The sequence below is a fragment of the Streptomyces sp. WAC 01529 genome (assembly GCF_003945545.1).
GTDB lineage: Bacteria > Actinomycetota > Actinomycetes > Streptomycetales > Streptomycetaceae > Streptomyces > Streptomyces anatolicus.
In genome coordinates this window covers 6,688,070-6,711,836 of sequence record NZ_CP029617.1, presented here as the reverse complement: position 1 = coordinate 6,711,836, position 23,767 = coordinate 6,688,070, and the positions used below count along the sequence as shown (strand labels likewise).

At 69.6% G+C, this 23,767-nt stretch carries 23 protein-coding genes; 15 read left to right on the top strand and 8 right to left on the bottom strand.

Annotated elements, in window-relative coordinates; all coding sequences use genetic code 11:
- Positions 1 to 456 precede the first annotated feature (456 nt).
- Positions 457 to 762: a hypothetical protein gene (locus tag DMA15_RS29865; RefSeq protein ID WP_125515826.1), complete on the bottom strand. Its 306-nt coding sequence runs from the start codon at positions 760 to 762 to the stop codon at positions 457 to 459.
- Positions 763 to 979: 217 nt separating this feature from the next.
- Between DMA15_RS29865 and DMA15_RS29860 the strand changes: the two genes are divergently transcribed.
- The 3 genes from DMA15_RS29860 (at position 980) to DMA15_RS29850 (ending at position 4,221) form a co-directional block, all read left to right on the top strand.
- The gene (locus DMA15_RS29860) at positions 980 to 2,863 is read left to right on the top strand and encodes an Hsp70 family protein (RefSeq protein WP_125515825.1); all 1,884 of its coding nucleotides are present in this window, start codon (positions 980 to 982) and stop codon (positions 2,861 to 2,863) included.
- A gap of 113 nt (positions 2,864 to 2,976) precedes the next feature.
- Complete coding sequence (locus DMA15_RS29855; RefSeq protein ID WP_125515824.1) at positions 2,977 to 3,627, top strand: hypothetical protein; 651 nt, start codon at positions 2,977 to 2,979, stop codon at positions 3,625 to 3,627.
- A 333-nt stretch (positions 3,628 to 3,960) separates the two neighbouring features.
- On the top strand, positions 3,961 to 4,221 hold the full coding sequence (locus tag DMA15_RS29850) for a CorA family divalent cation transporter (RefSeq protein WP_276314400.1): 261 nt from the start codon (positions 3,961 to 3,963) through the stop codon (positions 4,219 to 4,221).
- A gap of 17 nt (positions 4,222 to 4,238) precedes the next feature.
- Here DMA15_RS29850 and DMA15_RS29845 read toward each other — a convergent pair whose 3' ends face one another.
- The gene (locus DMA15_RS29845; protein WP_125515822.1) at positions 4,239 to 5,228 is read right to left on the bottom strand and encodes an alpha/beta hydrolase; all 990 of its coding nucleotides are present in this window, start codon (positions 5,226 to 5,228) and stop codon (positions 4,239 to 4,241) included.
- Between the two features lie 146 nt (positions 5,229 to 5,374).
- Positions 5,375 to 7,465 carry a UvrD-helicase domain-containing protein gene (locus DMA15_RS29840; protein ID WP_125515821.1) on the bottom strand — a complete coding sequence of 697 codons (2,091 nt, stop codon included), beginning with the start codon at positions 7,463 to 7,465 and terminating at the stop codon, positions 5,375 to 5,377.
- Between the two features lie 190 nt (positions 7,466 to 7,655).
- Here DMA15_RS29840 and DMA15_RS29835 point away from each other — a divergent pair, with 190 nt between their 5' ends.
- Complete coding sequence (locus DMA15_RS29835; protein WP_125515820.1) at positions 7,656 to 8,279, top strand: TetR/AcrR family transcriptional regulator; 624 nt, start codon at positions 7,656 to 7,658, stop codon at positions 8,277 to 8,279.
- Positions 8,276 to 9,235 (top strand): alpha/beta hydrolase, encoded by a 960-nt coding sequence (locus DMA15_RS29830; RefSeq protein ID WP_125515819.1) that lies wholly within the window; start codon positions 8,276 to 8,278, stop codon positions 9,233 to 9,235. The genes DMA15_RS29835 and DMA15_RS29830 overlap by 4 nt, the downstream gene beginning before the upstream one ends.
- Before the next feature lie 57 nt (positions 9,236 to 9,292).
- Here DMA15_RS29830 and DMA15_RS29825 read toward each other — a convergent pair whose 3' ends face one another.
- On the bottom strand, positions 9,293 to 9,745 hold the full coding sequence (locus DMA15_RS29825; RefSeq protein WP_125515818.1) for a hypothetical protein: 453 nt from the start codon (positions 9,743 to 9,745) through the stop codon (positions 9,293 to 9,295).
- 232 nt (positions 9,746 to 9,977) lie between these two features.
- Here DMA15_RS29825 and DMA15_RS29820 point away from each other — a divergent pair, with 232 nt between their 5' ends.
- The 3 genes from DMA15_RS29820 to DMA15_RS29810 all read left to right on the top strand — a co-directional run bounded on the left by DMA15_RS29820 (position 9,978) and on the right by DMA15_RS29810 (position 13,966).
- Positions 9,978 to 11,963: an ABC transporter ATP-binding protein gene (locus DMA15_RS29820; RefSeq protein ID WP_164551963.1), complete on the top strand. Its 1,986-nt coding sequence runs from the start codon at positions 9,978 to 9,980 to the stop codon at positions 11,961 to 11,963.
- A gap of 202 nt (positions 11,964 to 12,165) precedes the next feature.
- Positions 12,166 to 13,464 carry a phosphatase PAP2 family protein gene (locus tag DMA15_RS29815; RefSeq protein ID WP_125518080.1) on the top strand — a complete coding sequence of 433 codons (1,299 nt, stop codon included), beginning with the start codon at positions 12,166 to 12,168 and terminating at the stop codon, positions 13,462 to 13,464.
- Positions 13,465 to 13,543: 79 nt separating this feature from the next.
- A complete protein-coding gene (locus tag DMA15_RS29810) occupies positions 13,544 to 13,966 on the top strand; it encodes a DUF6003 family protein (protein WP_125515816.1) in 423 nt (140 codons plus the stop codon).
- Positions 13,967 to 14,003: 37 nt separating this feature from the next.
- On the opposite strand, the gene DMA15_RS29805 is transcribed toward DMA15_RS29810, so the two are convergent.
- A complete protein-coding gene (locus tag DMA15_RS29805) occupies positions 14,004 to 14,252 on the bottom strand; it encodes an SCO4226 family nickel-binding protein (protein WP_125515815.1) in 249 nt (82 codons plus the stop codon).
- A gap of 131 nt (positions 14,253 to 14,383) precedes the next feature.
- Entirely contained in the window at positions 14,384 to 15,970 is a 1,587-nt protein-coding gene (locus DMA15_RS29800; protein WP_240660295.1) for a serine hydrolase domain-containing protein, read from the bottom strand.
- Between the two features lie 88 nt (positions 15,971 to 16,058).
- On the opposite strand from DMA15_RS29800, the gene DMA15_RS29795 reads away from it, so the two are divergent.
- Together DMA15_RS29795 and DMA15_RS29790 are read left to right on the top strand one after the other, a co-directional pair.
- Entirely contained in the window at positions 16,059 to 16,685 is a 627-nt protein-coding gene (locus DMA15_RS29795; protein WP_164551849.1) for a TetR/AcrR family transcriptional regulator, read from the top strand.
- Positions 16,686 to 17,060: 375 nt separating this feature from the next.
- Positions 17,061 to 17,525, top strand: a complete 465-nt coding sequence (locus DMA15_RS29790; RefSeq protein WP_125515812.1) for an SPW repeat protein — start codon at positions 17,061 to 17,063, stop codon at positions 17,523 to 17,525.
- Between the two features lie 84 nt (positions 17,526 to 17,609).
- On the opposite strand, the gene DMA15_RS29785 is transcribed toward DMA15_RS29790, so the two are convergent.
- On the bottom strand, positions 17,610 to 19,268 hold the full coding sequence (locus DMA15_RS29785) for a catalase (protein ID WP_125515811.1): 1,659 nt from the start codon (positions 19,266 to 19,268) through the stop codon (positions 17,610 to 17,612).
- 169 nt (positions 19,269 to 19,437) lie between these two features.
- On the opposite strand from DMA15_RS29785, the gene DMA15_RS29780 reads away from it, so the two are divergent.
- From DMA15_RS29780 to DMA15_RS29765, 4 genes are all read left to right on the top strand, one after another.
- Complete coding sequence (locus DMA15_RS29780; protein WP_125515810.1) at positions 19,438 to 20,247, top strand: SDR family oxidoreductase; 810 nt, start codon at positions 19,438 to 19,440, stop codon at positions 20,245 to 20,247.
- A gap of 324 nt (positions 20,248 to 20,571) precedes the next feature.
- Complete coding sequence (locus tag DMA15_RS29775) at positions 20,572 to 21,276, top strand: hypothetical protein (RefSeq protein WP_240660293.1); 705 nt, start codon at positions 20,572 to 20,574, stop codon at positions 21,274 to 21,276.
- Positions 21,273 to 21,527, top strand: coding sequence for a hypothetical protein (locus DMA15_RS29770; RefSeq protein WP_125515809.1), 255 nt, complete (start codon positions 21,273 to 21,275; stop codon positions 21,525 to 21,527). The genes DMA15_RS29775 and DMA15_RS29770 overlap by 4 nt, the downstream gene beginning before the upstream one ends.
- Positions 21,524 to 22,297 carry a metallophosphoesterase gene (locus DMA15_RS29765; protein ID WP_125515808.1) on the top strand — a complete coding sequence of 258 codons (774 nt, stop codon included), beginning with the start codon at positions 21,524 to 21,526 and terminating at the stop codon, positions 22,295 to 22,297. Before DMA15_RS29770 ends, DMA15_RS29765 begins: the two co-directional genes overlap by 4 nt.
- Before the next feature lie 51 nt (positions 22,298 to 22,348).
- On the opposite strand, the gene DMA15_RS29760 is transcribed toward DMA15_RS29765, so the two are convergent.
- Positions 22,349 to 22,705 (bottom strand): DUF6479 family protein, encoded by a 357-nt coding sequence (locus DMA15_RS29760; RefSeq protein ID WP_240660008.1) that lies wholly within the window; start codon positions 22,703 to 22,705, stop codon positions 22,349 to 22,351.
- Positions 22,706 to 22,963: 258 nt separating this feature from the next.
- Between DMA15_RS29760 and DMA15_RS29755 the strand changes: the two genes are divergently transcribed.
- The gene (locus DMA15_RS29755; protein ID WP_125518079.1) at positions 22,964 to 23,761 is read left to right on the top strand and encodes a polysaccharide deacetylase family protein; all 798 of its coding nucleotides are present in this window, start codon (positions 22,964 to 22,966) and stop codon (positions 23,759 to 23,761) included.
- Positions 23,762 to 23,767: the final 6 nt, after the last annotated feature.

Sequence of the window (23,767 nt, the reverse complement as noted above, 5' to 3'; positions counted from 1 at the left end):
CAGACCCGCCCTCCAAGACCTCTAACGCATGCACCACGTACGACTAACCCCGCCCCTCGATGCAAGGTCACGCTGACCTATGCAAGATCGCATGCAGCCTAGAACTGACATCTGCAAGGTCAACCCGTACCAGACATATGGGGCAGGATTGTTGCCACTAGGGGCTTCGGAGGCGTGAAGATAGTGTGAGACCCTGCGTACGGCCTGGCTGGAGACAACTCGCGTCCCCCAGTCACCAGGGATCTACGATTCCCCCATGTGTCCCCCGCGCCCCGGGGGACAGCGCTGAGAAGCTGCGTTTGCGCAGGTCAACCCCTAAAGCTCAATAGATAGAACACGTGCCTTCTAAGCGCTTACTCCAGCCAACGTGCTCGAGGTCGGCGGCACTTTCACCGACGCCGCAGTAGGAACGCAGAGTGAGCGGCTGAAGCATCGGCTTCTCCGTGGTCAGTTCTCTCAGCGCTTCCCCAAAGCTGCCCGGATGGTGGTGCGTGAGTGTCCCATTAGGCGGGCAATGCGCGCCTCTTCAATCTGCTGTGCGTCAGCCTCGCGGATCAGGTCGTCGCGGCTCGCCTTCATCGCCCCGTAGGCTCGTAGCTTGCTGAGGATTTCCTCCTGCCCTTTCTCCCCGGCCTCCTCGGCTGCCTCGTCACCACCACTCACGCTGGCGGGTGGCGCGGAAACCCGCATGAAGAAGCCGCTCTCTTCGGTCTCCGCTTCGCGCTCCGCGAGCCGCATTGGCGGGGCCAAGTCGTCGTGCATCTAAACCTCCCGGATCTTCCCAGAAATATACATGCCCAATTCTGGACACCCATTTCAGTAATATTTCATGTCTAATATCGGCCGTCTTGGTGTATCGAAACTCCCCGACGCGGCGGGTTCAGCCCAATTCGGGATGCGGGCAGGCATTGTCACGGCACAGGGTGTCGTCGGCGAAGCCTCTGGATAGCTTCGCGGCCCTATCCTCCGTGGGAGAGACATGTCCGAACCTTTGATCGTCTGCGGAGTCGACCTAGGTACGCATGCCACCGGATTCGCCTGGGCGGTCATCGATGAGGAGAACGAAGACGCCGAGCGTCGCCGCATCCATTTCTTCACACAGTGGCCGGGCCAGCCTGTGTCCGCTGTCAAGAACCTCTCCGCTCTGCTGCTCGGTGAGGGCGACAAGGTCCTCGCCTGGGGGTACGAAGCCCGGCGGCGGGCACTGAGTCTCCTCAGCGGAAGCGCGGGGCACCGGTATTGCGCAGCCTTCAAGATGGACCTGATGGAGACGTCCCCGCGAGCCACCGACGTGCAGAGGCGTATGGGGCGACACAAAGAGGCAGCGAGCTCAAGGGCATCCAGGACCGGTGACCTGGAGATCACCGCGTCGGCAAGCCAGGAGGGGCACGGTGACACTGACGCGCTTGATGAAGAAGGCGGGGAGAGCACGGATGACGATGGTGAACCATGCTTGGTCGAACCGCCCAGCGAGGCAGAGAGGTTGACGATTGAGCTGCTGTCTCGTGTGCGCGAGGCGGCGCTGGCACAAATCACCAGCAGCGGCTACCTAGAGGAAGATATCCGCTGGTGCATCACCGTTCCCGCGATCTTCAACGACCAGAACAAGCAGACGGTCAGACGGTGTGCCGCCGCAGCCGGATTTCCCAACGAGGACGGCCGGCTCATCCTCGCGCTGGAACCCGAGGCGGCAGTCCACCATGCACGTGTTCGCGGTGCCAAACCGCCCGGAGAGGGGGATCAGCCTCCGATGGACCTCTCCGCTCCAGGCAGGCGCATCTTGGTCGTCGACAGTGGCGGCGGCACCGTGGACTTGGCCGCCTACGTGAACGACGAGGCCGGTCGAATGGTCGAAATCGGCCTGGTCAATGGAGGGCGACACGGCTCCAACGAGCTCAACCACCGCTTTGAGGACCGACTCCTAGCCGATCGCTTCGGCAAGCCGGAACTGGTCAAACAGCTCCGCGAAGAAGTGCCCGAGGCAATGCTCGACCTGGTCGAGGCATGGGAGCGTCACAAACTGTCCTTCGGGGCGGACACCACGGACCCAGTCCCCCTGCCCATCCCCACCGCGGTCGACCGGAAACTGGGCGCCGCGGTACGTAAGCGCCTGGCTCGCAAGCAGCGCGGGGTAACCGACTCCATCCTCATCACCCCCAAGGAGATGCAGGACGTCTTCGACACGGTCGTACCCGATGTCCTGGATCTCATCGACGAGCAACTCGCCGAAGTGGCCGTCCCCAGCCTCCCGCCCGACTCACCCATGCCCGTGGTCTTGATGGTAGGTGGCTTCAGCAACTCGCCATATCTCCAGCACGCGTTCAAGCAACACCTCAAGGGCCGCGCCCACGTCCTAGTCCCGCCGGATCCAAGCTCCGCAGTCCTCTACGGTGCCGTGCACTTCGCCTACAGTCCGCAGACCCGTGCCCGTCGCGCCCGCTACACCTACGGGGTCAACAGCAGCACCCGCTTCGAGCCCGATGTGGACCCCGAGGAACTGCGTTTCGTGGCCTCGGACGGCGTCGCCCGGTGCCGAAAGCGGTTCGCCAAGCTGGTGACCATCGGAGACGTGGTGGATACGGAGCAAGAGATCAGCGATGTCTTCCTGCCCGTCGAGGGAGACACCACAAGACTGATCTTCGACCTGTACACCACTACACAGGAGAACCCCCGATACGTGACGGACCCAGGCTGTGAGCGGATCGGAACCGTCAGCGTCGCCCTGAACATGAGGGACGCCCTCGACGATCGTCAGGTACGGCTTTACCTGCGGTTCGGCGAGACCGAGATCAAGGTACGCGCCGTCGTACCGAAGACCGGCGAAGAAGCCGCCACCACCGTCCACTTCGCCTCCGACTACTGACCCGTCCAGGAGCACCTGTGAACAGCGCCTGCTGGTTCTCCCATCCCTCCGAGGCCCCGTGCCCCCACGCACAGATGCCCCAGCAAAGCTCCTCACTGCACAGCAGCGAGGACATGCTCCGTGTCCAGCGCCAGCTCGACGTGGGTCACCAGCGACTCTCTGCCGTGGAGCGGGACAACCAAGATCTGCGTCACGAATTCGTCCAAATCGTTGCTCGGGTAGAGCGGCTGGAGAAGAGACTGGCTGCCATGTTGGCCGCTCAGACCCGCCAGCGTGGTGACCTGCCTTCCAACGCTCACGCCGACCACCAGAGCATCGCCCGCGACTACCAGTCTCTGGTCGAACACCATCTTGCGACGCTGGCCCTCGCCGCCACCACAGCGAGCACGCTTCGGCCGGCCTATAAGCCAGCCCACCTGTGGTTCCTCGGCGAGCTCTGCCAGGCTCTTTTCCAGGCTCCTCCCACCACCGGACTCATCGAGGGCGCCCTCGGTCTGGACAAGGACGGGCGGATGACCCTCGCTACCCGCGTCGACCAAGCCCTGGTGAAGACGCAGGCGTTGTGGCGTCGGGCGACATGCATCGGTTTGCCGTTCCGGTGGGACTTTGACCTGCTGCCCGGGACAAGGCTCGACCCATCGCGGCAGGCCGCTTGGCTCTCCTGTGATCCCCTTCTGCCTGCTCAGTACGTGATCGCCCCGGCCTACGTCGTGGAGAAGGAGGTCTTCTGCCTGCAGCGGGTCCTCACCAACCCGTCTTTCTGAATCGCTGCGGGGCGCCGCACGAGGCATAGATGCAGCAATGGGTGGTCGGAGAAACACTGCTTAACGCTCCGACCACCCATCGGCGTGTGGTCTACCGCGGCGGCCTTCTGGAGGGGACCACGCCCGTTACTGTCTGCCTGCGCAGCATCAGACGCGATTTGCCGCCGTGCCTGTCACTCAGGGTGCCTACGGCAGCGCCGCTGATGGCGGAGAAGCTGTGTCACAACCGCCCCGCCCAACGGCGAATGCTGGGGAGAATCTGGGGAGTTTCGGCGGTGCTGGGGAGCGCGTGGGGAGAATCGACCGCGTAACGCAGCACGAACCTGAAAGACGCTGAAAGACTCATCCTCCCAGGTCAGGAACGCGCACCGTCACATCGACGCTGGTCAGCGCCACCAGGTAGACAACTTCAAGAAGATCTCCTCGTGGGCGGCAATTCTCTTCGCCCCCACCCTCGTCGGCACGATCTACGGCATGAACTTCGACACGATGCCGGAGCTGAAGTGGGCCTTCGGCTACCCCTTCGCGATCCTGCTGATGGCGGCGGTCTGCGTCAGCCTGTACTTCATCTTCAAGCGTCGGGACTGGCTGTAGCAGGCGGCCCGCCCGATTCAAGCCTGGAGGCCGGCGAGCCAGTCGGTCAGGAGGCGGTTGACCTCGTCGGGGCGCTCCTGCTGGATCCAGTGGCCGCAGGCGTTTAGGAGGTGGGACGCCGACAGGCCGGGGAGGGTGGTGGGGTAGGCGTCGATGGCGTCGGACATCCAGGTCGTGGAGGCGTCCAGGGCTCCGCCGATGAAGAGGGACGGCTGCTTGATCGCGGCGCCGCGGTGCGGGGCGAGGTCTTCCCAGTCCCGGTCCATGTTGCGGTACCGGTTGAGGGCGCCGGTGATCCCGGTGCGCTCGAACTCCCCTGCGTAGACGTCGAGTTCGTCCTCGCTCAGCCAGGCCGGGAGTACCCCCGTGGGGAAGCGGTCACGCATCCTGCCGCCGTCGCGGGCGACGAAGTGCGGATCGGGCTCGCCCTGGGCGGGCATGGTGTCGGCGGACAGGGCCGCGTAGAGGCCCGCGAGCCAGCCCCGGACGTCGGGCTCGATCTCGGCCTCGGCGCGGCCGGGCGCCTGGAAGTAGGAGACGTAGAACTCCTGCTCGGGGCCGCCGATCCGGCCGAAGACGTCGGTCGGGCGCGGGCCGCCGGGCGGCGCGTACGGGACGCTGAGCAGGGCGACGGCGCGGAAGACCTCCGGGTGGAGCAGGGCGGAGGTGGCGGCGATGTTGGAGCCCCAGTCGTGGCCGACGACCACCGCGTTCTCCTCGCCGAGGGCGCGCACGACGGCGAGGTTGTCGTCCACCAGGTCGAGCATCCGGTAGGCGTCGGTCGCGGCGGGCTTGGAGGAGCGGCCGTAGCCGCGTACGTCGATCGCCACCGCCCGGTACCCGGCCGCCGCGAGGGCCGGCAGCTGGCGGCGCCAGGAGTACCAGGACTCAGGGAAGCCGTGCACGAGCAGGACCAGCGGCCCGGCGCCCTGCTCGACCAGGTGCAGGCGCCCGGCCGGGGCCTCGACGGTGCGGTGGCGGAGCGCGGCGGTCAGCTCGGGCTGCATGGGCTTCTCCTCGTTCGCGGGCGGACGCGGCTACCCATCGATCATGCGGCGCGACACCCGCCCGACGCGATCAACCTTGCCCATTTGGCAAATTCGCAGCGGCAGAGAGGGGGAGCGGCATGGCAAGCGGGAACGGCACCGCAGCCCTACCGGTCCACGCTTCCAAGCCACAGCAAGTCACGGGCCCGGGTCATCGCCACGAAGAGCTGGCTACGTAGCAGCTCTTCGCGTTCGCGCGCCGTTTCGTGTGCCTCCGTGACGCCGGTGCCACCGGGTGCTGTGCCTTTCGGCAGTGCAGCATCGTGTTGCGGCAGATATACGCGCTTGAACTCCAGCCCCTTGGCCCTGCGGTACGTCCCCAGCTTGACCGCGTCGACGGGGCGGCCGTCGTAGTGCTCCAGCAGGCATATCGGGATCTCGGCACGGGAGAGCACCCGCTGGTAGTAAGCGATGGCCCGCACGGACGGGCACAGCACGGCGGCGTCGGCCCGCGCTCCGTCGCGCAGCGCGCACAAGGCGTCCAGGAGCGCCTGGTCGTGCTCGGCCACGGTCGACTTCGCGACCCGGACCACCTGGCCGTCATGGTAGGTGAGATCGACGTCCCGGCGGCCGGGCGTGCGCTGGCCGTCGATGTCGTCGAAGGAGTCCTCGGCAACGACCTCGAGGGCCGTGTCGAGGATCTGTTTGCTGTTGCGGTAGTTGGTGCGCAGCACTTGTCCGCGGTCGCCGCGGATATCGATGCCGGCGTCGGTGAGGCGGAACCCTCCTGGATAGACGGCCTGTTGACCATCACCGACCAGCAACAGCCCGTTGGAGGCGTCACCGACCAGCGCGTGCAGGAGACGGACCCCGACCAGGGTGAGGTCCTGCACCTCGTCGACGATCACGGCCGCGTAGTGCGGCCCTTCCTTGCGTCGCGTCGCCTCCGCCAGGGCGAGGGAGAGGACGTCGTTGAAGTCGTGCACGCCGCGCTCGCCGCGCAGGGACTCGTACGCCTCGTACAGCGCCCATACCGCCTGCCGGTGTGACCGGCGCAGGACCGCCCTGCGGCGGCGCCGGGGCACGGTCGCGTACTCCTCGAAAGCGGTGATGCCGCGGCCCTTGATGACGTGGTCGATCTCCTCACGCCAGTAGCCCGGCGCCGGGTCGATCTCCGCGAGGCGGCTGTCCCGCCCGACGTGCTTCCACGCCAGGCTGAAGGCGGTCTCGGCCTTGTCCCCGTGCAGCCGCACCTGGACACCGCGCTCCTGCAAGAACTCCTGCGCCCAGGAGTGCAGGCTGCGGAAGTCCACCCTGTCCGCGACGCCCGGAGACATGGTCTTGAGGAAGGTGCCCTGCACCCGGGGCAGGTTGTTGGCGAACGTGACGTACAGGATCCGGCCGCTGGTGCGCCGGGCGAGGTGAGCCGCGCGGTGCAGGCCCACGACTGTCTTGCCCGTGCCCGCCGGACCGCTGATGCGCGCGGGGCCCGACCAGTTGCGGCGTACCAGCGCGACCTGGTCGGGGTGAAGGAACGTCATCCACTGCTCGATCGGGGCCCGCATCGCCTCCTTCAGCGCCGCTTCCCGCAGACCTTCCAGGTCGAACAGGCCATCGGATTCAGCCTGTTGAGGCTGGGCCGAGGCGGGCGGTGTCGCCCGCCCGACGGCTGGTCCCGCGTAGTCGGGGAAGACGCGTTCCAGATGGTCGGCGATCGCGCGGACCGATTCCGTACGGAGTCTGCACCGCTCCGAAAGCAGTGCGGGGCCGACCTCATGCTCGCCCAGGAGCCGAATCCTGCCGAGGCCGGTGTCGACCCGCTGGCCCGCGAAGACCATAAGTGGCTGGACTGCCACCGGCGACATACCGAGGGACGCGACCGCCCCCTCCGCGGCTTTCGTCACCGCCAGGAGCCGCGCCACGTGCTCGTCGCGCGGCTCACCACCAGCACGGAGCTTGCCGCCCCAAGTCTCGGGAGCTGCACGCCAGTTCTTCACATCGATGACGAAGACACCACCGGGGCCCACCAGCAGCATGTCCACATTGGCGACCCGCGTCCCCGGCCAGCGTCGATCCACGAGCAGCCGCCACCCGCGCTCCGTGAGCACCAACAGCTGGGCAGCGACCCGGCGTTCACCCTCACTCGCCGCTTCCCACTGACGCGCCTGCTGACGCGCGGCCTGCCACTGCTCACGCAACAGCCGCTCCTGCCGCCGCGCCTCCTGCGCCCGCCGCGACGCCGACCCTCCTGCCGCCATACCAGCCCCCTCCTACGCGGAGTAGCGATCATAGGACGGTCGGCGACCGGAGCGGCAGGGCGCACGGATGACCGAGCCAGAGTTGCCGGCGCGACCGCGCGGCGGTGTTGCGTGGTGGCCGCCAGGCCCTTGCGGAATTTAGAGATGTCTCTAAAGTTGGCGGTGTCTCTAACTTTAGCGAGGTGCGCTCATGCAGGCAGCGGAAGGCGGGCTCCGCGCGCGGCACAAGGCCCAGCGGCGTGGGCGGATTCTGGAGGCGACCCGTGAACTGCTGCGGGAGAGCCCCGAGTCGGTGATCAGTACCGAGCGGATCGCCGCTCGGGCGGAGGTCTCCCCGGCCACCGTGTACAACCTGATCGGGCCGCGCGACAAGATCTGGGAGGCGCTGGCCGCCGACTTCATGGACGAGCTGGAGAGCCGCCTCGGGGCGGGTGGAGCCGGTGATGCGCGGGAGGTCGTCCGGTCGACCGTCCAGTTGTTCGTGGACGACCCGGTCGTCTCGCGCCGCATGGTCCGCGAGTGGGAGGACAGCGGCCTCGCACTCCGCCGCGGTCCGCTCACCCACCTCCGGCGCGCGCTGGCGGACGCGCGGGCACAGGGCCTGCTGCGCGCCGACGTCGACACCGACGCGCTGGCCGCCGTGGTCAGCACGGCGTGCCTGGGCGCGCTGCACCAGTGGGTGGCCGCCATGACCGACGACGACCAGTTCCTCGTACGTACGTTGCTCGCCCTGGACGTCGCGCTCGCCGCGGCCGCCGCCGACCCCCACCGCGACCGGCTCCTGGCGCCGCTGCGGACCCAGGACCCGGCATGACGGCCGGCGCACCGCCCCGGACCCGCGGTTTCGCGGGCCGCGACGGGATCCCGCTCACGGCGAACGTGTGGGGCGAGGCCTGCGCGCCCCCTCTCCTCCTGCTCCACGGCGGCGGCCAGACCCGCCACGCCTGGGACCGCACCGGCCCCCGACTGGCCACCCTGGGCTGGCAGGTGATCGCCCCGGACCTGCGCGGACACGGCACCAGCGCGTGGTCGCCCGACGGTGACTACGACCTCGGCCTGTTCGCCGACGACGTCCGCGCGGTCATCGCCGAACTCGGCGGACTCGGCGGAGCCGACGGACCCGGCCACCGCCCCGTACTCGTCGGCGCCTCCCTCGGCGGCCTCAGCGCGCTGCTCGCCGCCGGAGAGGCACCCCGAGCGGCGATCCGCGCGCTCGTACTCGTCGACGTCGCCCATCGACCCGACCCCCGCGGGGCCCGCCGGATCGTCGAGTTCATGCGCGGCCGCCCCGACGGATTCACCACCGTGGCGGAGGCGGCCGCCGCCGTCTCCGCCTACCTGCCGCACCGCCCGCGCCCCGACGACGAGGAGGCCGGGCTGCGCAACAACCTGCGACGCCACGGCGGACGCTGGGTCTGGCACTGGGACCCCCGCATGCTGGACAGCTTCGAGGGCCGCATGGACCCACCCGGCATGGCCGAGCGCCTCCTCGACGCCGCACGCCGCACCGACGCCCCGATCCTGCTCGTCCGCGGCGGGAGCAGCGACGTGGTGCGCGAGGACATCGCCGACGAGTTCTGCGCGCGGGTGCCCCACGCGCGGCGCGTCGACGTGTCCGGTGCGGGACACATGGTGGCGGGCGACCGGAACGATCACTTCATCGACGCGATCGTCCCGTTCCTCGAGCCGTTCGGCGCCCCGCCCGCCCAGCCGCTCAACGACCCGTCCAGCGGCCCGTCCAGCGACCCGTCCGCCGAAGGGGCCCGGTGAGCGTCAACCCAGGCCGGCCCCCGCGGCCGCGCCACCGGTCGCCACGTCGCCACGCCGTCAGCGAAGCGTGTACTCGCACATGTGCTTCCCCTTGGCGCCACCGGGGTCCTTGGCGACCTTCTTGCCGTCGACGGTGATCGAGCAAGGGGCCGCGGCGAACTGGCCGTTGGACAGCCGCACCGTCCCCGGCACGACGGACACCGTGATCCCGACCTTGCGCTCGGTGCTGTTCAGGGTGAGTTCGCCCGACTTCTTCCACGGCAGGGTGACCTGCTCGGAGTGGTTCGTGTCGAGGTTGTAGTAGACGCTGGAGCTGCCTTCGCCGTCGACCTCGAAGGTGACCTCGTACGTCCTGTCCTTGACGCCGGACGCCGGCTTCGACGACGAGGCCCTGCCCTGCTCGGTGCGCCCCTTCTTGCCGCCCTCGTCATCGCCGCCACCGCTGCCGCCGCACGCGGTCATCAGCCCGGCCGCCGCGATCAGCGCCGTTATGGTCATCGCCCTGCGCATGCGTCTGCTCCCCGTTTTACGTATGTGGTCCGTGTGCGGAATGAGGTACGGAGATCGTATGCGGGCCTCTCCCGGTGGCGGCGGCCGGTGTGCGAGCGGCGCCGGATTTCGCTCCCGCGCGCCCGTGACGGCGACAGGATGGGCTCAGTTATCCGATCACCTGTCCGTGGACACGGAGCTGGCCCAGCTCGGGAGGAGACGCCCTGTGAAGAGGTTCTTCGGACGGGTACGGATGGCCGAACCCAAGATCTCCGACGCCGAACGGGAACTGTTCGGCGGCCCCTTGCGCTACGACATGGGCTGGTCCCAACACGAGCACGCCACACTGGACTTGACGATGAGGTCCGCGCTGCGCTCCATGCCGTCGCTGATCGGGGTGACGCTGCGCATGGCGTGGCAGGCCGACCGGCGGGCGCTCGTCGCGGTGGCGATCAGCGAGGTCGGCCAGGGCATCGCCGCGGCCGTCGGCCTGCTCGCCGTCAACGCCGTCATGCACGCGCTGCTCGGCGGTACCGGTGGCGCCACCGAGCGGCTGCACGCCCTGCTGCCCGGTCTGTTCGCCGCCGCGGCGGTCGCCGTCGTCAACTCCGCCCTGGCCGCTTGGTCCACGTCCCGGGCCGGGCGCCTGGAACCGCTCGTCGAACGGATCGCGACCACCCAGTACCTGGCCGCCGCGGCCTCCGTCGAACTGGAAGCCATCGACGACCCCGACTTCCGCCGGCTCATCGACATCGCGCAGTACGGCCCGGCCTCCGCCCGCCGCATGATCGGCGCCTGCGTCGCCGCGCTCAACGGCGTCATCTCACTGATCACCACGGCGGGCGTGCTCACCGTCCTGCACCCCGCCCTGCTGCCCATGCTGATCCTCATCGCCGCTCCCCGCGGCTGGGGCGCCATGCGCGTGGCGCAGGAGCGTTACGTGTCACGGATCGGCTGGGTCGAGCACGTGCGGGCCAGCCGCCTCATCGGCAACCTCCTCACCGAGCGCAGCGCCGCCCAGGAGGTGCGCATCCACGCCGTCGGCGCCTTCCTGCTCGGCCGGTACCAGCGGATGGCGGAGAGCGCCGAATCCGAACAGGAGCGGCTGGCCACCAGCAAGGCGCTCACCGAGTGGGTCGCCGCCGCGCTCTCCGGCCTCGCCATGGCGGCGACGTACGGGACCATGTTCTGGCTGATCACGAACGGGCACATGAGCCTCGCCGTCGCGGGCACCGCCGTGATCGCCGTACGGACCGGCTCGGCCGGTCTGGGCGCGCTGGTGATGAACGTGAACCAGCTGCACGAGGAGTCCCTGTACGTCCGCGACCACGGACGCTTCCTCACCCAGGCCGCGCAGCGCGTCATCCCCGAGGGCGGCGCCCCGGTCCCCGAGCGGATCGACCAGGTCGTACTGGACCGTGTCACCTACCGCTACCCCGACCGTGACACCCCGGCGCTGAACGAGGTGACGCTCACCCTCCCCATGGGCTCGGTCACCGCCGTCGTGGGCGAGAACGGCTCCGGCAAGAGCACGCTGATGAAGATCCTCTCGGGCCTGCTGCTGCCCCAGGAGGGCACCCTGCGGTGGGGCGGGGCGGACATCGACGACCTCGACCGCTCCCAGGTCTTCGCCCGCGTCTGCCTGCTCACCCAGGACTTCCAGCGCTGGCCCGTGACCGCCGCGATGAACATCCGCCTCGGCCGCCCCGCCCACAGCGCCGCGCCCCACGACCTCCAGCCCTCGGTGGAGTACGCCGGGGCGGGCCCCGTCATCGCCAAGCTCCCCGACGGACTGCAGAGCCTGCTGGCCCGCATGTTCCGCGGGGCCATCGAACTGTCCGGCGGCGAATGGCAGAAGATGGGGCTCGCCCGCACCCACTGGCGCAGCTCCACCTCGCAGGCGGACGGTGTCCTCATCGTCGACGAACCCACCTCCGCGCTCGACCCCGAGGCCGAGATCGAAGCCTTCGACCGCATCCGCCGACTCGCCGCCCCCCACCGGGCCGTCATCCTCGTCACCCACCGCATGTCCGGCGTCCGCCACGCCGACCGCATCCACGTCCTCCACCACGGGCGCCTCGCCGAGCAGGGCAGCCACGACGAACTCATGGCCGCCGGGGGCCGTTACGCGGCCATGTTCACCGCCCAGGCCGCGCAGTACGCCCAGTACGCCCCCTCGGGAAGCATCCCGAACCCCGCCTCCCCCACCGTCACGGACCCCGCTGATCGTCAGGGGTGATCCGGTCCTGCCCGCGAAGGTTGCCTCTCTCGTGGACGTGATCGTGGTGGACGTCTGCCACGAGTCTGCGCGTGGCCGGGCCGGGCCCGCGATCGCACCCCTCGGCCCAGGACGACGACCGGGCGATGGCATGATCGGGCATCCGAACAGCGTCTAACAATCGGTCGAAGAATTGATACCTGTAGTTTCGCGGGGGCGAGCGATCCTGTGGGGCACGGCGTGTGTGGTGGGCCTCGGGTTCCTCATCACCCTGGAGATCGCCGCGCGTCACTACGGCGGCGTACCGGGGCCCCTCACCAACCAGGCGCGAGAGATCATCTTCCCGCCCAAACCGGGACCGCTGTACGGCGGCCTCGCGTTGATGATGGTGGTGCTCAGCTGGCGGCAGCGGTTCATCGCGGCCGGTGCGGCGATCGGCATCGACCTCGTCTTCGTGGGCGTGCGGTGGGCGGTCGGCGCCGAGGTGCCCGAGGACCACTTCTTCGGCAACGGCGCCCTGTGGGCGATGCTGGGCTGCGCGGTCTTCGCGCTCACCCGCCGCACCGGCGAGGAACGCGCGCTGCTCCTGAAGGGCGTCGGCCTCGGCCTGCTCCTCGTGGCCGGCCGCAAGACCGGTGACACCTGGCTGCTCATCACGTCCAAGGCCCACCCCACCGTGCTCGACCCGTACGTGGCGACCGCCGATCACGCCCTGGGCAACCCGTCGTGGCTCGCGGGCCGAATACTGGAGGCCACCGGCCCGGTCAGCACGTATGTGCTCGACCTCGTCTACGCCCAGCTCGCGGTGGCCGCGATCGTCGTCGCCCTGTACCAGCTCCGCAATGTGGCGGCCGAGCGCCGCTTCCCGCGCCACCACCTGGTGCGCACCTTCCTGCTGATCGGCCTCCTCGGACCGGGCATCTACATGATCTTCCCGGTGGTCGGCCCGATCTTCGCCTACGGCCCGGGCACCTCCGGCACGGGCGGCCTGCAGTGGGCGGTCGCGGACCTGTGGCCGCACACGCCGCCGCCGATCAGCGCCCCGCACCCGGTCCCGTACGACGGGATCACCCCCCGCAACTGCGTGCCCAGCCTGCACACGGCGTGGGCGACCGCGATCTTCATCCACTCCCGCAAGGGGCCACGCCTTCTGCGGTACGCCGGGACGTTCTGGCTCGTCGCCACGCTCAGCGCGACGCTGGGCTTCGGCTACCACTACGGCGTGGACCTCATCGCCGGTGTGGTCTTCGCGCTCACCGTCGAGGCGGGGCTGCGCACGTACGACCGCGGGTGGGACCGGTCGGGACTCCAGCTGGTCGCCTACGGTACGAGCGTCTTCGCCGCGCTCCTGGTGTCGTACCGCTACCTGCCGATGGAAATGGCCCAGAGGCCGGCGGTGTTCGGGCCACTTCTCATACTGGCGATGCTCTCGGTGATCTACGGCTACGTACGGACCACCAGGCTGTGGGAGCCGAAGGCCGCACCGGCGCTCCCACCGGAACCCCAACCCGAACTGGTGTAGGTCGCTGGGGGGTAACGCGGGGCGCTAGCATCGGGGCGGCTCTGCTGTGATGTCCGATCGAGAAGGCGATTCCCCCGCGATGGCCGATGACGCTTACCTGTTCCTCCTTCCTGACCGGCACCCCCGGCTGGGGGCGGCACTCGCCGCCGTCGGCACCCTGGAATGCACCGAAACCCCTGCCGTGCACGGCTGGTTGCAGGCCCACGAGGTCTCGGCGGCCTCGGAGCAGGTGAGGATCCTGCCCGCCGACGCGGAGGCATTCATCCCCGAGGACGCCGAGCGCCTGCCCGTGCCGCTGAGCGAAGAGGAGGCGGTGCGGGTTCAGCAGGAGTGCGCGCCGCAGGCCGTCACGGACGTGGAGAGCGAGCTGCTCGAATTCCGGGAGACGACCCAGGACTGGGAGGCCCTCGTCCACCGGGCGCTCACCGCGGGCGTCCCCGCGCCCCGCATCGCCCAGCTGACCGGCATCGACCCCCAGGAAATCGGCCGCCTGACCGTCTGACCCTGCGCCCCTCCGGGGCCGGGCCCAGGGACTTCGTTCACACGGTGAGGGGGACCGCGTGGACCTCGTCGGCGCGGTGACCGGCGCGCTCGTGTATGCGCTGGACCGCGTCGGCCGAGGGCGCCTCGGAGAGGCAGTAGACCGTGCCGGACTCCGGATCCGCCCACGCCTTCTGGAAGTGGACGCCTTCTTCCTTCTCGATGGCGAGGTCGGCCTGGTGCGCCTGCTTCAGGTCGTCGGCCGTGATGCCCTTCATCCCGTGGTGGACGTCCATGAACTGGGACATGGCGCCACACCTCCTTCCGACATGCGCGTTCGCGCTATCTCCATCGTGCGCCTGGACGGGGGCGGGGGCTACCGGGCCGGTCCCCGCTCGGTACGGCGCCCGGTTCCGGCCGGCATGTGAGGTCAGGGCCGTCACCGCGCCCGGGCGGTCCTGAGGTCCACGACCGCCAGGACCGTGCGTTCCAGCGCGAGGAGCAGCGCGAGTACGAAGGTGGCGACCAGGCCCCATCCCACGTCGGGGAGCCACAGCAGCACCATCGACACCGTTCCGCCGAAGGCCGCGGGCAGCCGCCACAACACCGCCGCCATGGCCAGTGCGGCAGTGACCTGCACCAGGGCGGTGAGGACGATCCTGCGCCGGGAGCGGGCACGGGCGCGGGCGCGGGCCGCGGCGCGCCGACCGGGCAGGAGGCGCAGGAACGGGGCGGCGGCGCACAGCGACAGCACCGCGCCGAGAGCGGTCACGCCCCAAGGCAGGGCGGTGGCGAGCGGGTCTGCCGGCGTGCTGCCCGGGTCCACGCCGGACCGCAGCCGTGCCACGCCGAAGGCGGCGTCGTGGAACTCCTCGGCCCGCGGAAGATGGAAGGCGTTCTGCAGGACGATCACCGCCCGGCCGCTGTCGGGCAGCATGACGACCATGGCGTCGTGGCCGGGCAGCGAGCCGGACTTCCACACCATGCGCTCGTCCGTCCCTTCGAGCGTGCCGACCGACCAGCCGAGGCCGAAACGGTCGACGTCGCTGTCGACCTGACCACGCTGGGTCTCGGCCACCCCCTTCGCGGAGAGCACCCGTCGGCCGTCCAGCTCGCCCCCGCCCAGCTGAGCGAGGACGAAGCGGGCCAAGTCCCTTACGCTGCCGCCGATATGGCCGTAGGGGACGCCTGAGGTGTCGTAGGGCGCGTCGAACGCCACAGGCGTACCGAAGACGGAACGGTGACCGGGAGCCACCCGCTCACGCACGAAGTCCCGCTCGGTGGCGACGGCGTGCTCCATGCCGAGCGGGCCGAGGATCCGCTCGTGCAGATAGGTGCCGAACGGCCGTCCCGACACGGTCTCGACCAGTGCGCCGAGTACGACGTATCCGGCGCTGGAGTAGGCGTACGACTCGCCGGGGCGGCCCGCGGGTTCGATGCGCGCGAGGGCGCGGGCAGCGGTGGTGAGGGCGCCCGGGGCGTTGTCGTAGCGGTCCCCGATCACGGCGGAGGCGGAGGCGGGGATACCACTGGTATTGGTGAGCAGGTGGCGCACCGTGATGCGCTCGGACGCGCCCCGGTCGGCGAGCCGGAACCAGGGCAGATACGTCCGCACCGGCGCGTCGAGGTCCACCCGGCCGGCCTCCACCAGTTGCATCACGGCCACGCCGGTGACCGGCTTGGACACCGAGCCCCACAGGAACGGCGTGTCCGGCGTGACGGCCCGGCCCCTGCCGTCCTCACCGAAGGCGCGCCGGTGCACGACACGGCCGCCCTCGATCACGGCCAGCGCGGCGCCGGGTGTCTCCGTCGCGTCCAGCCGGTCACGGACGAAGGCGTCCACCTTGGACCAGTCCCCCGCGTCGGTCTCGGCGCGTGTCCCTCTCGCTCCCCCGGCCTCGCCCGCCGCGACGGGCGGGGCGGGACCCACCCCGCCCGCCACCACAACCACCACCATGACCGCCACGAGTAATGCCCGCGCCAACTCTCGTATGCGCGTGCGCCGCAGCCACCCGGCCCCATGCATAGCCACCCCCTGATCCGCCGACGGTTTTCACCATATGAGCATATGGTTATGGGGTCCGACAAGGCCTGGGGGCGGCTACTCTGACGGCATGCCGAAGGTCGTCGATCATCAAGCACGGCGCGTCCAGGTCGCCGACGCCGTACAGGAACTGATCACCGAACAGGGCCTGGACCGGGTCACCGTGGCGCGGACCGCCGCGGCGGTGGGTTTCTCCGTCGGCAATGTGCAGCACTACTTCCCCACCAAGGACGAGATGCTGCTCTTCACCCATGAACGCGTCGTCCAGAAGATCCTCGACCGCGTCTCGACGCTCGGCGAACGCGCCACGCGCCAACAGCTGCCGATCCGCGACGTGGTCGTCGAAGGGCTCGCCGAGTGGCTGCCGGTGGATCCGCGCCGCCGCTCCGCGCACCGGGTGACCCTGGCCTTCCTCGGCCGCACTGTCGACAATCCGCGCCTCGCCCGGTCCCACGCCGAGACGGGCCGGCTCATCCGCTCGATGCTCGCCACGGCCGTTCGGAACGGAAAGGAGTGCGGCGAGGTCCCGCAGGACACCGACCACGGCCTCGCCGCGCTCGAACTCCACTGCCTGACCGAGGGCCTGGCCCTCCAGCTAGGCTCCGAGCCCGACGCCACCGCCTCCCGCGCCGCCCTCGACCTCCTCACCGCCCGCGTCCAGAACGCCTTCCCGGGCCGCTGCCGCCAGTACGAGTGAGCCACCCGGCGCCGACGCGACCTCAGTGCCGGATCAGGCCGCCGACCGGGACGGGAGCCGCTCGTCCGGCCTCGACGGAGACGGCATACGCGGCCAGTCGCACATCCATCCCCGGAGGCTATCCGTACCGGTCCGGCGGCGGGTCGGGGACCGGTTCTCGCGCCGCGCCCGCGGCCGTCTCCGCGAGTACTCTGGATGGTGATCGCCATGCCTGAGCCGGCCGATGAGTCCGTGGACCACCGCGTCGGCCCGCGTCCTGGTTCGGCCGCGTGCATCGGTACACGCGGCCCCCCACATCTGGAACCACACGCACCAAGTACCACCACTCAGCTGGAGGTGGGCGTAATGACAACGTCCCCCAGGTCCCCGTCATCGATGGAGACGCATCCCGACATCGTCGACATCCGCGCTCGTCATGAGATCGCCGAGCGCGCGGCGAGCACACCGAAAGTGCAAGCCGTCGAGACGATGGCCTTCCTCACCGGCCTCTACCTGGCCGCCTCGCCCTGGATCGTGGGCTTCGACGGCCTGGCGAGGCTGACGGTCGTCAACCTCATCGTCGGCATCGCCTACGCCCTGCTGATGAGCGGCGGCTTCGGCCGAGCGTACGAACGCACCCACAGCATGGCGTGGGCCGCTTGTGCGCTGGGGCTGTGGACGATCGTCGCCCCGTGGGTCGTGGCGGGTGACATGAGCACCACCAGGTCCGTGGTCAGCAACATCATCTGCGGCGCGGTGGCGCTGCTGCTCGGCCTGGCCGCCAGCGCGGCGACCCGTGCGGAAGAGGGCTCGGCCGCCGGTCACGGCAGGACGGCGGCTTACCGGGCGGGCCCTGGCTGAGCGAAGCCCCAGCAGTAGAGCAGTAGAGCAGTACAGGGACTGCGGGTGGCCCGAGGCGGGCGCCCGCAGTCTCCGCGTAAGGGCTCACCGCGTGACGACGTGCCTCTCGTTCGGCACGCAGTGCGTCATCGTCAGCCCGCTGACATCGCGCGGCGGGTTGTCGCCCAGGTTGGCGAGGCGCTTGCGGTCCTCGTCCGTCAGGTCCTGGCCGGCCAGCGGCTGGAGGCCCGCCACGTCCTTCGGGCCGATGCCGAGGCCCTCGCCGACCTTGAGGCCCAGCTCGTTCTCGACGAGCAGGAAGTGCCAGACCATCCGTTCCTGGATCTCCCGGGGGCACTGGGAGAGCAGGTCGACGAAGTTCTTGACGAGGTCGTCCCGCTCCCACTGCTCCATCAGGCAGTACCGCTGACCTGCCTGGAGGTAGTCGTTCGTACGCGGGATCCGCTTGCGCGTGAGCCTGCCGTGGATCTCCGGACCCTGCTCGTCGTGGGTCGGATACTGCGCCTCCCGGAGCCCGCCGGTGATGGACGGCTCGTAGTTGACGAGGGGGTTCTCGCCGCCGCCGTCGACCTGGTAGGTCATCAGGCCGTCGCGCTGGTTGGTGCGCACGCGGGCGTTCTTGGCCTGGTTGACGGGCAGCTGGAGGTAGTTGGGGCCGACCCGGTAGCGCTGGGTGTCGCTGTAGGAGAACGTGCGGCCCACCAGCATCTTGTCGTCGGAGAAGTCGAGGCCGTCCACCAGGACGCCGGTGCCGAACGAGATCTGCTCGTTCTCCGCGAAGTAGTTCTCCGGCATCCGGTCGAGCACCATCCGGCCGACCGCCTTCGGCGGGAAGTCCTGCTCGGGCCAGGTCTTGGTGTCGTCGAGCGGGTCGAAGTCCAGCTCGGGGTGGTCGTGGTCCTCCATCACCTGGACGAGCAGCTCCCACTCCGGGTGGTCGCCGCGCGCGATCGACTCGTACAGGTCCTTGGTGGCGTGCCCGAGGCCGTCGGCCTGTACGTTCGCCGCGTCCTCCTCGGTCATGCTGCGGACGCCCTGCTTGGGCATCCAGTGGTACTTCACCAGGAGGGACTCCCCCTGGTCGTTGACCCACTTGTACGTGTTGACGCCGAAGCCCTGCATGTGGCGGTAGTCCGAGGGGATGCCGCGCGGGCTGAAGAGGTTGACCAGCATGTGCATGGACTCGGGGGTCTGCGACATGAAGTCGAAGATCCGCCGCGGCTGCTGCTCGAAGGTCACGGGGTCCGGCTTGAGGGCGTGGATGACGTCGGGGAACTTGATCGCGTCCCGGATGAAGAACACACCCAGGTTGTTGCCGACCAGGTCCCAGTTGCCGTCCTCGGTGTAGAACTTCACCGCGAAGCCGCGCGGGTCACGGGCCGCCTCCGACGAGTCGCGGCCGCCGATCACCGTGGAGAAGCGCACGGCGACGTCCGTACGCTTGCCGCGCTCCTGGAAGAGCTTGGCGCGGGTGAAGCGGCCGATGGGGTCGTCGCCCAGGGAGCCGTACGCCTCGAAGTAGCCGTACGCGGTGACGCCGCGGGCGTGGACGACACGCTCGGGGATGCGCTCGCGGTCGAAGTGGCTGATCTTCTCGAGGAACTGGTAGTTCTCCAGCGTCGCCGGGCCGCGGGCGCCGACGGTGCGCTGGTTCTGGTTGTCGTAGACCGGGTGGCCCTGCCGGTTGGTGAGCGTCTCGCGCTCGTCGCCCGAGGCGGGGCCCTTGCTCGATACGTCCGTCACGATCGTCGACTCCTTCGACCCGTGTGCGTTGTACGTTCCTTATGCTCCGGTTTCCCACGCTAAGCGAGTTATAGGCTGAACGCCCTGCTCCCCGGGTACCCATCGGCAGTCCGCTCAAGGCAGGCGAGCGGTCCGTTTCACGCCGACTCCGCAACGACCAGGAGGCTCCATGACCGTCCCCACCGCTTCCGCCACCGGAGTGGCCGTCATCACCGGCGCGGACTCCGGCATCGGCAGGGCCACCGCCGTCCGGCTCGCCGAGGCCGGCATGGATGTCGGGATCACCTGGCACGGCGACCGGGAAGGCGCCGAGAGGACGGCCGAGGAGGTGGGCAGGCACGGCCGGCGCGCGGCCGTCGCCCAGATGGACCTGACCCGGCTGCCCGATGCCGCGGACGTCATCGACGACCTCGCGGAGCGGCTTGGGCGGATCGACGTCCTGGTGAACAACGCCGGTACGGGTACCGCGACCCCCTTCCTCGACCTGGAGCACGAGACCGTCAGGCAGGTCATCGACGTCGACCTCATCGGCCCCTTCCTGTGCGGCCAGCGCGCCGCGCGCCGCATGATCCGGCAGGGCGACGGCGGCCGCATCGTCAACGTGACCTCCGTGCACGAGCACCAGCCCCGCGTGGGCGCGGCCCCCTACTGCGCCGCCAAGGGCGGTCTCGGGCTGCTCACGCAGGTGATGGCCCTGGAACTCGCCGAGCACGGCATCACGGTCAACGCCGTCGCCCCCGGCGAGATCGCCACGCCCATGACGGGCCAGGAGGACACGGACGTACACGGTGTGCGCCGGCCCGGCATCCCGCTCGGGCGCCCCGGTGACGCCCGCGAGATCGCCGCCGTCATCGCCTTCCTCGCCGGGCCCGACGCCTCGTACGTGACCGGCGCGTCCTGGATCGCGGACGGCGGCATGGTGCGGATGGGACCGCAGGCCGGATCGCATCTGCGGAGCGACGAGTGGCGGCGCCCTTGAGCCGCGCCCAATGAGCCGCGCCCCTGGCCTGTTGGTCCCGGGTCCCCTGGCCTCCGCGTCGCGCGGAGAGGTGGCGTGGCCGCCCCTGCGGTATAAGGGAAATCCAACATCGCGCACATTTGTGCGCCACGGTGCCGCACGGAGAAATGACCCGTGTCGAACCCGGCGGTCCGGGTACCGGTGCTGCCTGAGGCAGCGATCGTCGGAGACCGCCGACCTGCACGACGACAGTGCAGCAGCCGGCGTCCGGAAACGGAGCAGCAGGTGACGCCGAACGCAGAAGAGACCACTCCCGACGGGGACGGACGCAAGCCGGTGACCGAGCTGCGTCCGGCGGCGGGAGTGCTCGGAGGGTCCCCGCACCACGAGGTGTGCGCGGACGAGCTTCCGCCCGACCTGAACCAGGCCATCCTGGAGGCGACCAAGCAGGTCGCCGCCATCCTCAAGCGCCACGAGCACGATTTCGCCCTCGCCGGCAGCGTCGCCGTCTACGCCCACGGCGGGACCGGCAACCTCCAGCACGACGCCGACTTCTGCATCAGGCCCGAGGACGCCGGGCCGGTCGCGGCCACGCTGGAGGAGGCCGGTCTGACGGTGTACGCGCCGCCCGAGGACTGGCTCCTCAAGGCCAAGTGCCTGGGCCAGGACATCGACCTCATCTTCGAACTGGCCCACCAGCCGGTCACCGCGGAGCTGCTGGGGCGGGCCGTGGAGCTGCCGGTGGACTCGGTGCGCATGCCGGTCCTCGCACCGACCGATCTGATGCGGGCGCTGCTCGCCGCGTTCTCCGAGCACCACTGCGACTTCGGCGCTGTACTGCCGATCGCGCGGCAGCTGCGCGAGATGGTCGACTGGGAGGCGGTACGCGGCGAATGCGGTGACGCGCCGATGCCGGCCGCTTTCCTCTATCTGCTGGAACGCCTGGAAGTCATCGCACCGCACGGCGCACCGCATAACGCACCGTATGGCGCCCCGCATAACGCATCGCCCCACGCATCGGACGTCGCCCCGCGAGGAGGAGACCGATGAACGAGCAAGCCAACGTCGAATACCGCATCGCCCATTTGAAGGAAAGGCTCGCCGCGGAGGAGCTGGGTGAACTCGGCATACGCGTCGAGGCCCGCGGCTCGTCCGTGGCGGTCGTCGGGACCGTCCCCTCATCGCACTGCCGCGAGGAGTTGCTCCGTACCGTGCACGAGGAACTGGCCGGGCAGACAGTGCACTTCGATGTCGTGGTCGCCGGATCGGCGGCCCCGGACCACCCGGAGGAAGTCGTATGATCCGCGTCGCGGCCGTGGGGGACATCCACATGGGGGCCGACAGTCAGGGACTGCTCAGGCCCGCCTTCGAAACGCTGCACGACTGTGCCGACCTGCTGCTTCTCGCCGGGGACCTCACCCGGCACGGCACTCCGGACGAGGCCCGGGTGGTGGCGCGCGAGGTGGCGGATCTGCCGGTGCCGGTCATCGCCGTGCTCGGCAACCACGACCATCACGAGGAGCGGCCCGAGGAGGTCACCGCCGTCCTGCGCGACGCCGGCGTACAGGTGCTCGAAGGGCAGAGCACGGTCGTCGAGGTCGACGGGGCGCGGGTGGGCGTCGCGGGCACCAAGGGGTTCGGCGGTGGGTTCGTGGGCCGCAGTGGGAGCGAGTTCGGGGAACCCCTGATGAAGGAGTTCATCCGGTACACCCGCCGCTGCGCCGAGGGGCTGCGGGCCTCACTGGAAGAGCTTGCCGAACAGGGGTGCGATACGAGGGTGGCGCTCACGCACTTCGCGCCGGTGCCGGACACGCTCGCGGGCGAACCGCTGGAGATCTATCCGTTCCTCGGCAGCTATCTGCTGGCGGAGGCGGTCGACGCGGCGGGCGCGGACCTGGCGGTGCACGGCCACGCGCACGCGGGGACCGAGCACGGCATGACCAGCGGCGGCGTACCCGTCCGCAACGTCGCCCAGCCCGTCATCCGCAAGGCGTTCAACGTCTACCACCTGCGGGGTCACGGGCACGAGGGAGCCGCGGCGGTCGCCGCCTCCGCCGACCGCCGCGCCTGAGCGGCCCCGGCGGCCGCTCGCACCCCGCAGGGCACGAGCACCGGGGCGCGGTCAGCTGCCGAGGCCGCCGCTGCCAAAGCTGCCGCCGTCGCCCTTGCGGTGATCGGCGGGGTCCTGCGAGGGGCTGGGGTGCGTGCTCGACTGGCCGTACCCACCCTTCAGCTCGTGCGGGGTGAGCCGGTGGCCGTCCTCGCTCGACACGTCGTCCGCGTCGCGGTACTCCCGGATCTCCCGCACGGGGCCGCCCTCGGGCATCTTCGGCTGTTCGTCCGGACGCGGTGGCCGGGGCTCGCGCGCGCGAACCCGCTGCCCCCAGAAAAAGGCGCCGAGAAGAACCGCGACCACCACGACGCCGGCGATCCACATCAGGAGGGCGGCGGTGTGTGAGATGGCAAGTTCCCACTCCATGGATTTCATATGAGTGTTGTACCCGCCCCACCCGAAAAATAGCTGAAGATTACGCCTGACGATTCACCCGCCGAAACTTGCGACCGGAAATCTCTTTCCCGGGCCGGGTGAATTCCCCCGGTCAGCGGTATCGCTTCGGCCCGGAATTCACGCGGGCCGGACCGGATCCACCCGGGCCTGATCGCCGACCAGGGGCCTGGGCAACTATGCACCCCGTGTATACGCGGTGTGTATAGTGCTCACATGCCTTCCGTGAACATGCCTTCCGCTGCCTTCAAGACGAGACGGACCCCGCCGAGGTTGCCTCGCACCGCCCCCGTCCTCGCGGCGGGGGCGGCTCTCGTCCTCGCGCTGACCGGGTGCACCAAGCTCGACACCGAGTCCCCCAGCACCGTCCGCAAGGCCGCCGCGGACGCCAAGGCCGCGGACCGGGGGAAGTTCGGCACGGTCGACTGCCGCGCGGCCAAGTGCGTGGCGCTGACCTTCGACGCGGGGCCCAGCGAGAACACGCCCCGCCTGCTCAAGATCCTCAAGGACGAGAAGGTCCCCGCCACCTTCTTCACGCTCGGCAGGAACCACATCGAGAAGTACCCCGAGCTGGTGCGGCAGATGGACGCCGAGGGTCACGAGGTCGCCAGCCACACCTGGTCGCACAAGATCCTCACGAAGATCGGGCCCGAGGAGGCGCGCCGCGAGCTGGAGCGCCCCAACGAGGCGATAGAGAAGCTCATAGGGAAGAAGCCGACGCTGATGCGCCCGCCGCAGGGCCGCACCGACGCCGACGTCAACAAGCTCTCCAAGGAGCTGGGCCTCTCGGAGGTCCTGTGGACCGTCACGGCCAAGGACTACACGACCAATGACTCCCGGCTGATCGAGAAGCGGGTCATCGACCAGACGAAGCGGGACGGCATCATCCTGCTGCACGACATCTACAAGGGCACCGTGCCCGCCGTGCCTGGCGTCATCGCCGAGCTGAAGAAGCGCGGCTACGTCTTCGTGACGGTCTCCCAGCTGCTCGCGCCGGGCAAGGCCGAGCCGGGCAAGGTCTACCGCTGATCACAC

What these genes read in the sequence shown, in the direction of transcription:
- DMA15_RS29865 (WP_125515826.1), bottom strand. Translation starts at nt 762, where the DNA reads ATGCACGACGACTTGGCCCCGCCAATGCGGCTCGCGGAGCGCGAAGCG.
- DMA15_RS29860 (WP_125515825.1), top strand. Translation starts at nt 980, where the DNA reads ATGTCCGAACCTTTGATCGTCTGCGGAGTCGACCTAGGTACGCATGCC.
- DMA15_RS29855 (WP_125515824.1), top strand. Translation starts at nt 2,977, where the DNA reads ATGCTCCGTGTCCAGCGCCAGCTCGACGTGGGTCACCAGCGACTCTCT.
- DMA15_RS29845 (WP_125515822.1), bottom strand. Translation starts at nt 5,228, where the DNA reads ATGCAGCCCGAGCTGACCGCCGCGCTCCGCCACCGCACCGTCGAGGCC.
- DMA15_RS29840 (WP_125515821.1), bottom strand. Translation starts at nt 7,465, where the DNA reads ATGGCGGCAGGAGGGTCGGCGTCGCGGCGGGCGCAGGAGGCGCGGCGG.
- DMA15_RS29835 (WP_125515820.1), top strand. Translation starts at nt 7,656, where the DNA reads ATGCAGGCAGCGGAAGGCGGGCTCCGCGCGCGGCACAAGGCCCAGCGG.
- DMA15_RS29830 (WP_125515819.1), top strand. Translation starts at nt 8,276, where the DNA reads ATGACGGCCGGCGCACCGCCCCGGACCCGCGGTTTCGCGGGCCGCGAC.
- DMA15_RS29825 (WP_125515818.1), bottom strand. Translation starts at nt 9,745, where the DNA reads ATGCGCAGGGCGATGACCATAACGGCGCTGATCGCGGCGGCCGGGCTG.
- DMA15_RS29820 (WP_164551963.1), top strand. Translation starts at nt 9,978, where the DNA reads ATGGCCGAACCCAAGATCTCCGACGCCGAACGGGAACTGTTCGGCGGC.
- DMA15_RS29810 (WP_125515816.1), top strand. Translation starts at nt 13,544, where the DNA reads ATGGCCGATGACGCTTACCTGTTCCTCCTTCCTGACCGGCACCCCCGG.
- DMA15_RS29805 (WP_125515815.1), bottom strand. Translation starts at nt 14,252, where the DNA reads ATGTCCCAGTTCATGGACGTCCACCACGGGATGAAGGGCATCACGGCC.
- DMA15_RS29800 (WP_240660295.1), bottom strand. Translation starts at nt 15,970, where the DNA reads ATGCATGGGGCCGGGTGGCTGCGGCGCACGCGCATACGAGAGTTGGCG.
- DMA15_RS29795 (WP_164551849.1), top strand. Translation starts at nt 16,059, where the DNA reads ATGCCGAAGGTCGTCGATCATCAAGCACGGCGCGTCCAGGTCGCCGAC.
- DMA15_RS29790 (WP_125515812.1), top strand. Translation starts at nt 17,061, where the DNA reads ATGGAGACGCATCCCGACATCGTCGACATCCGCGCTCGTCATGAGATC.
- DMA15_RS29780 (WP_125515810.1), top strand. Translation starts at nt 19,438, where the DNA reads ATGACCGTCCCCACCGCTTCCGCCACCGGAGTGGCCGTCATCACCGGC.
- DMA15_RS29770 (WP_125515809.1), top strand. Translation starts at nt 21,273, where the DNA reads ATGAACGAGCAAGCCAACGTCGAATACCGCATCGCCCATTTGAAGGAA.
- DMA15_RS29765 (WP_125515808.1), top strand. Translation starts at nt 21,524, where the DNA reads ATGATCCGCGTCGCGGCCGTGGGGGACATCCACATGGGGGCCGACAGT.
- DMA15_RS29760 (WP_240660008.1), bottom strand. Translation starts at nt 22,705, where the DNA reads ATGGAGTGGGAACTTGCCATCTCACACACCGCCGCCCTCCTGATGTGG.
- DMA15_RS29755 (WP_125518079.1), top strand. Translation starts at nt 22,964, where the DNA reads ATGCCTTCCGCTGCCTTCAAGACGAGACGGACCCCGCCGAGGTTGCCT.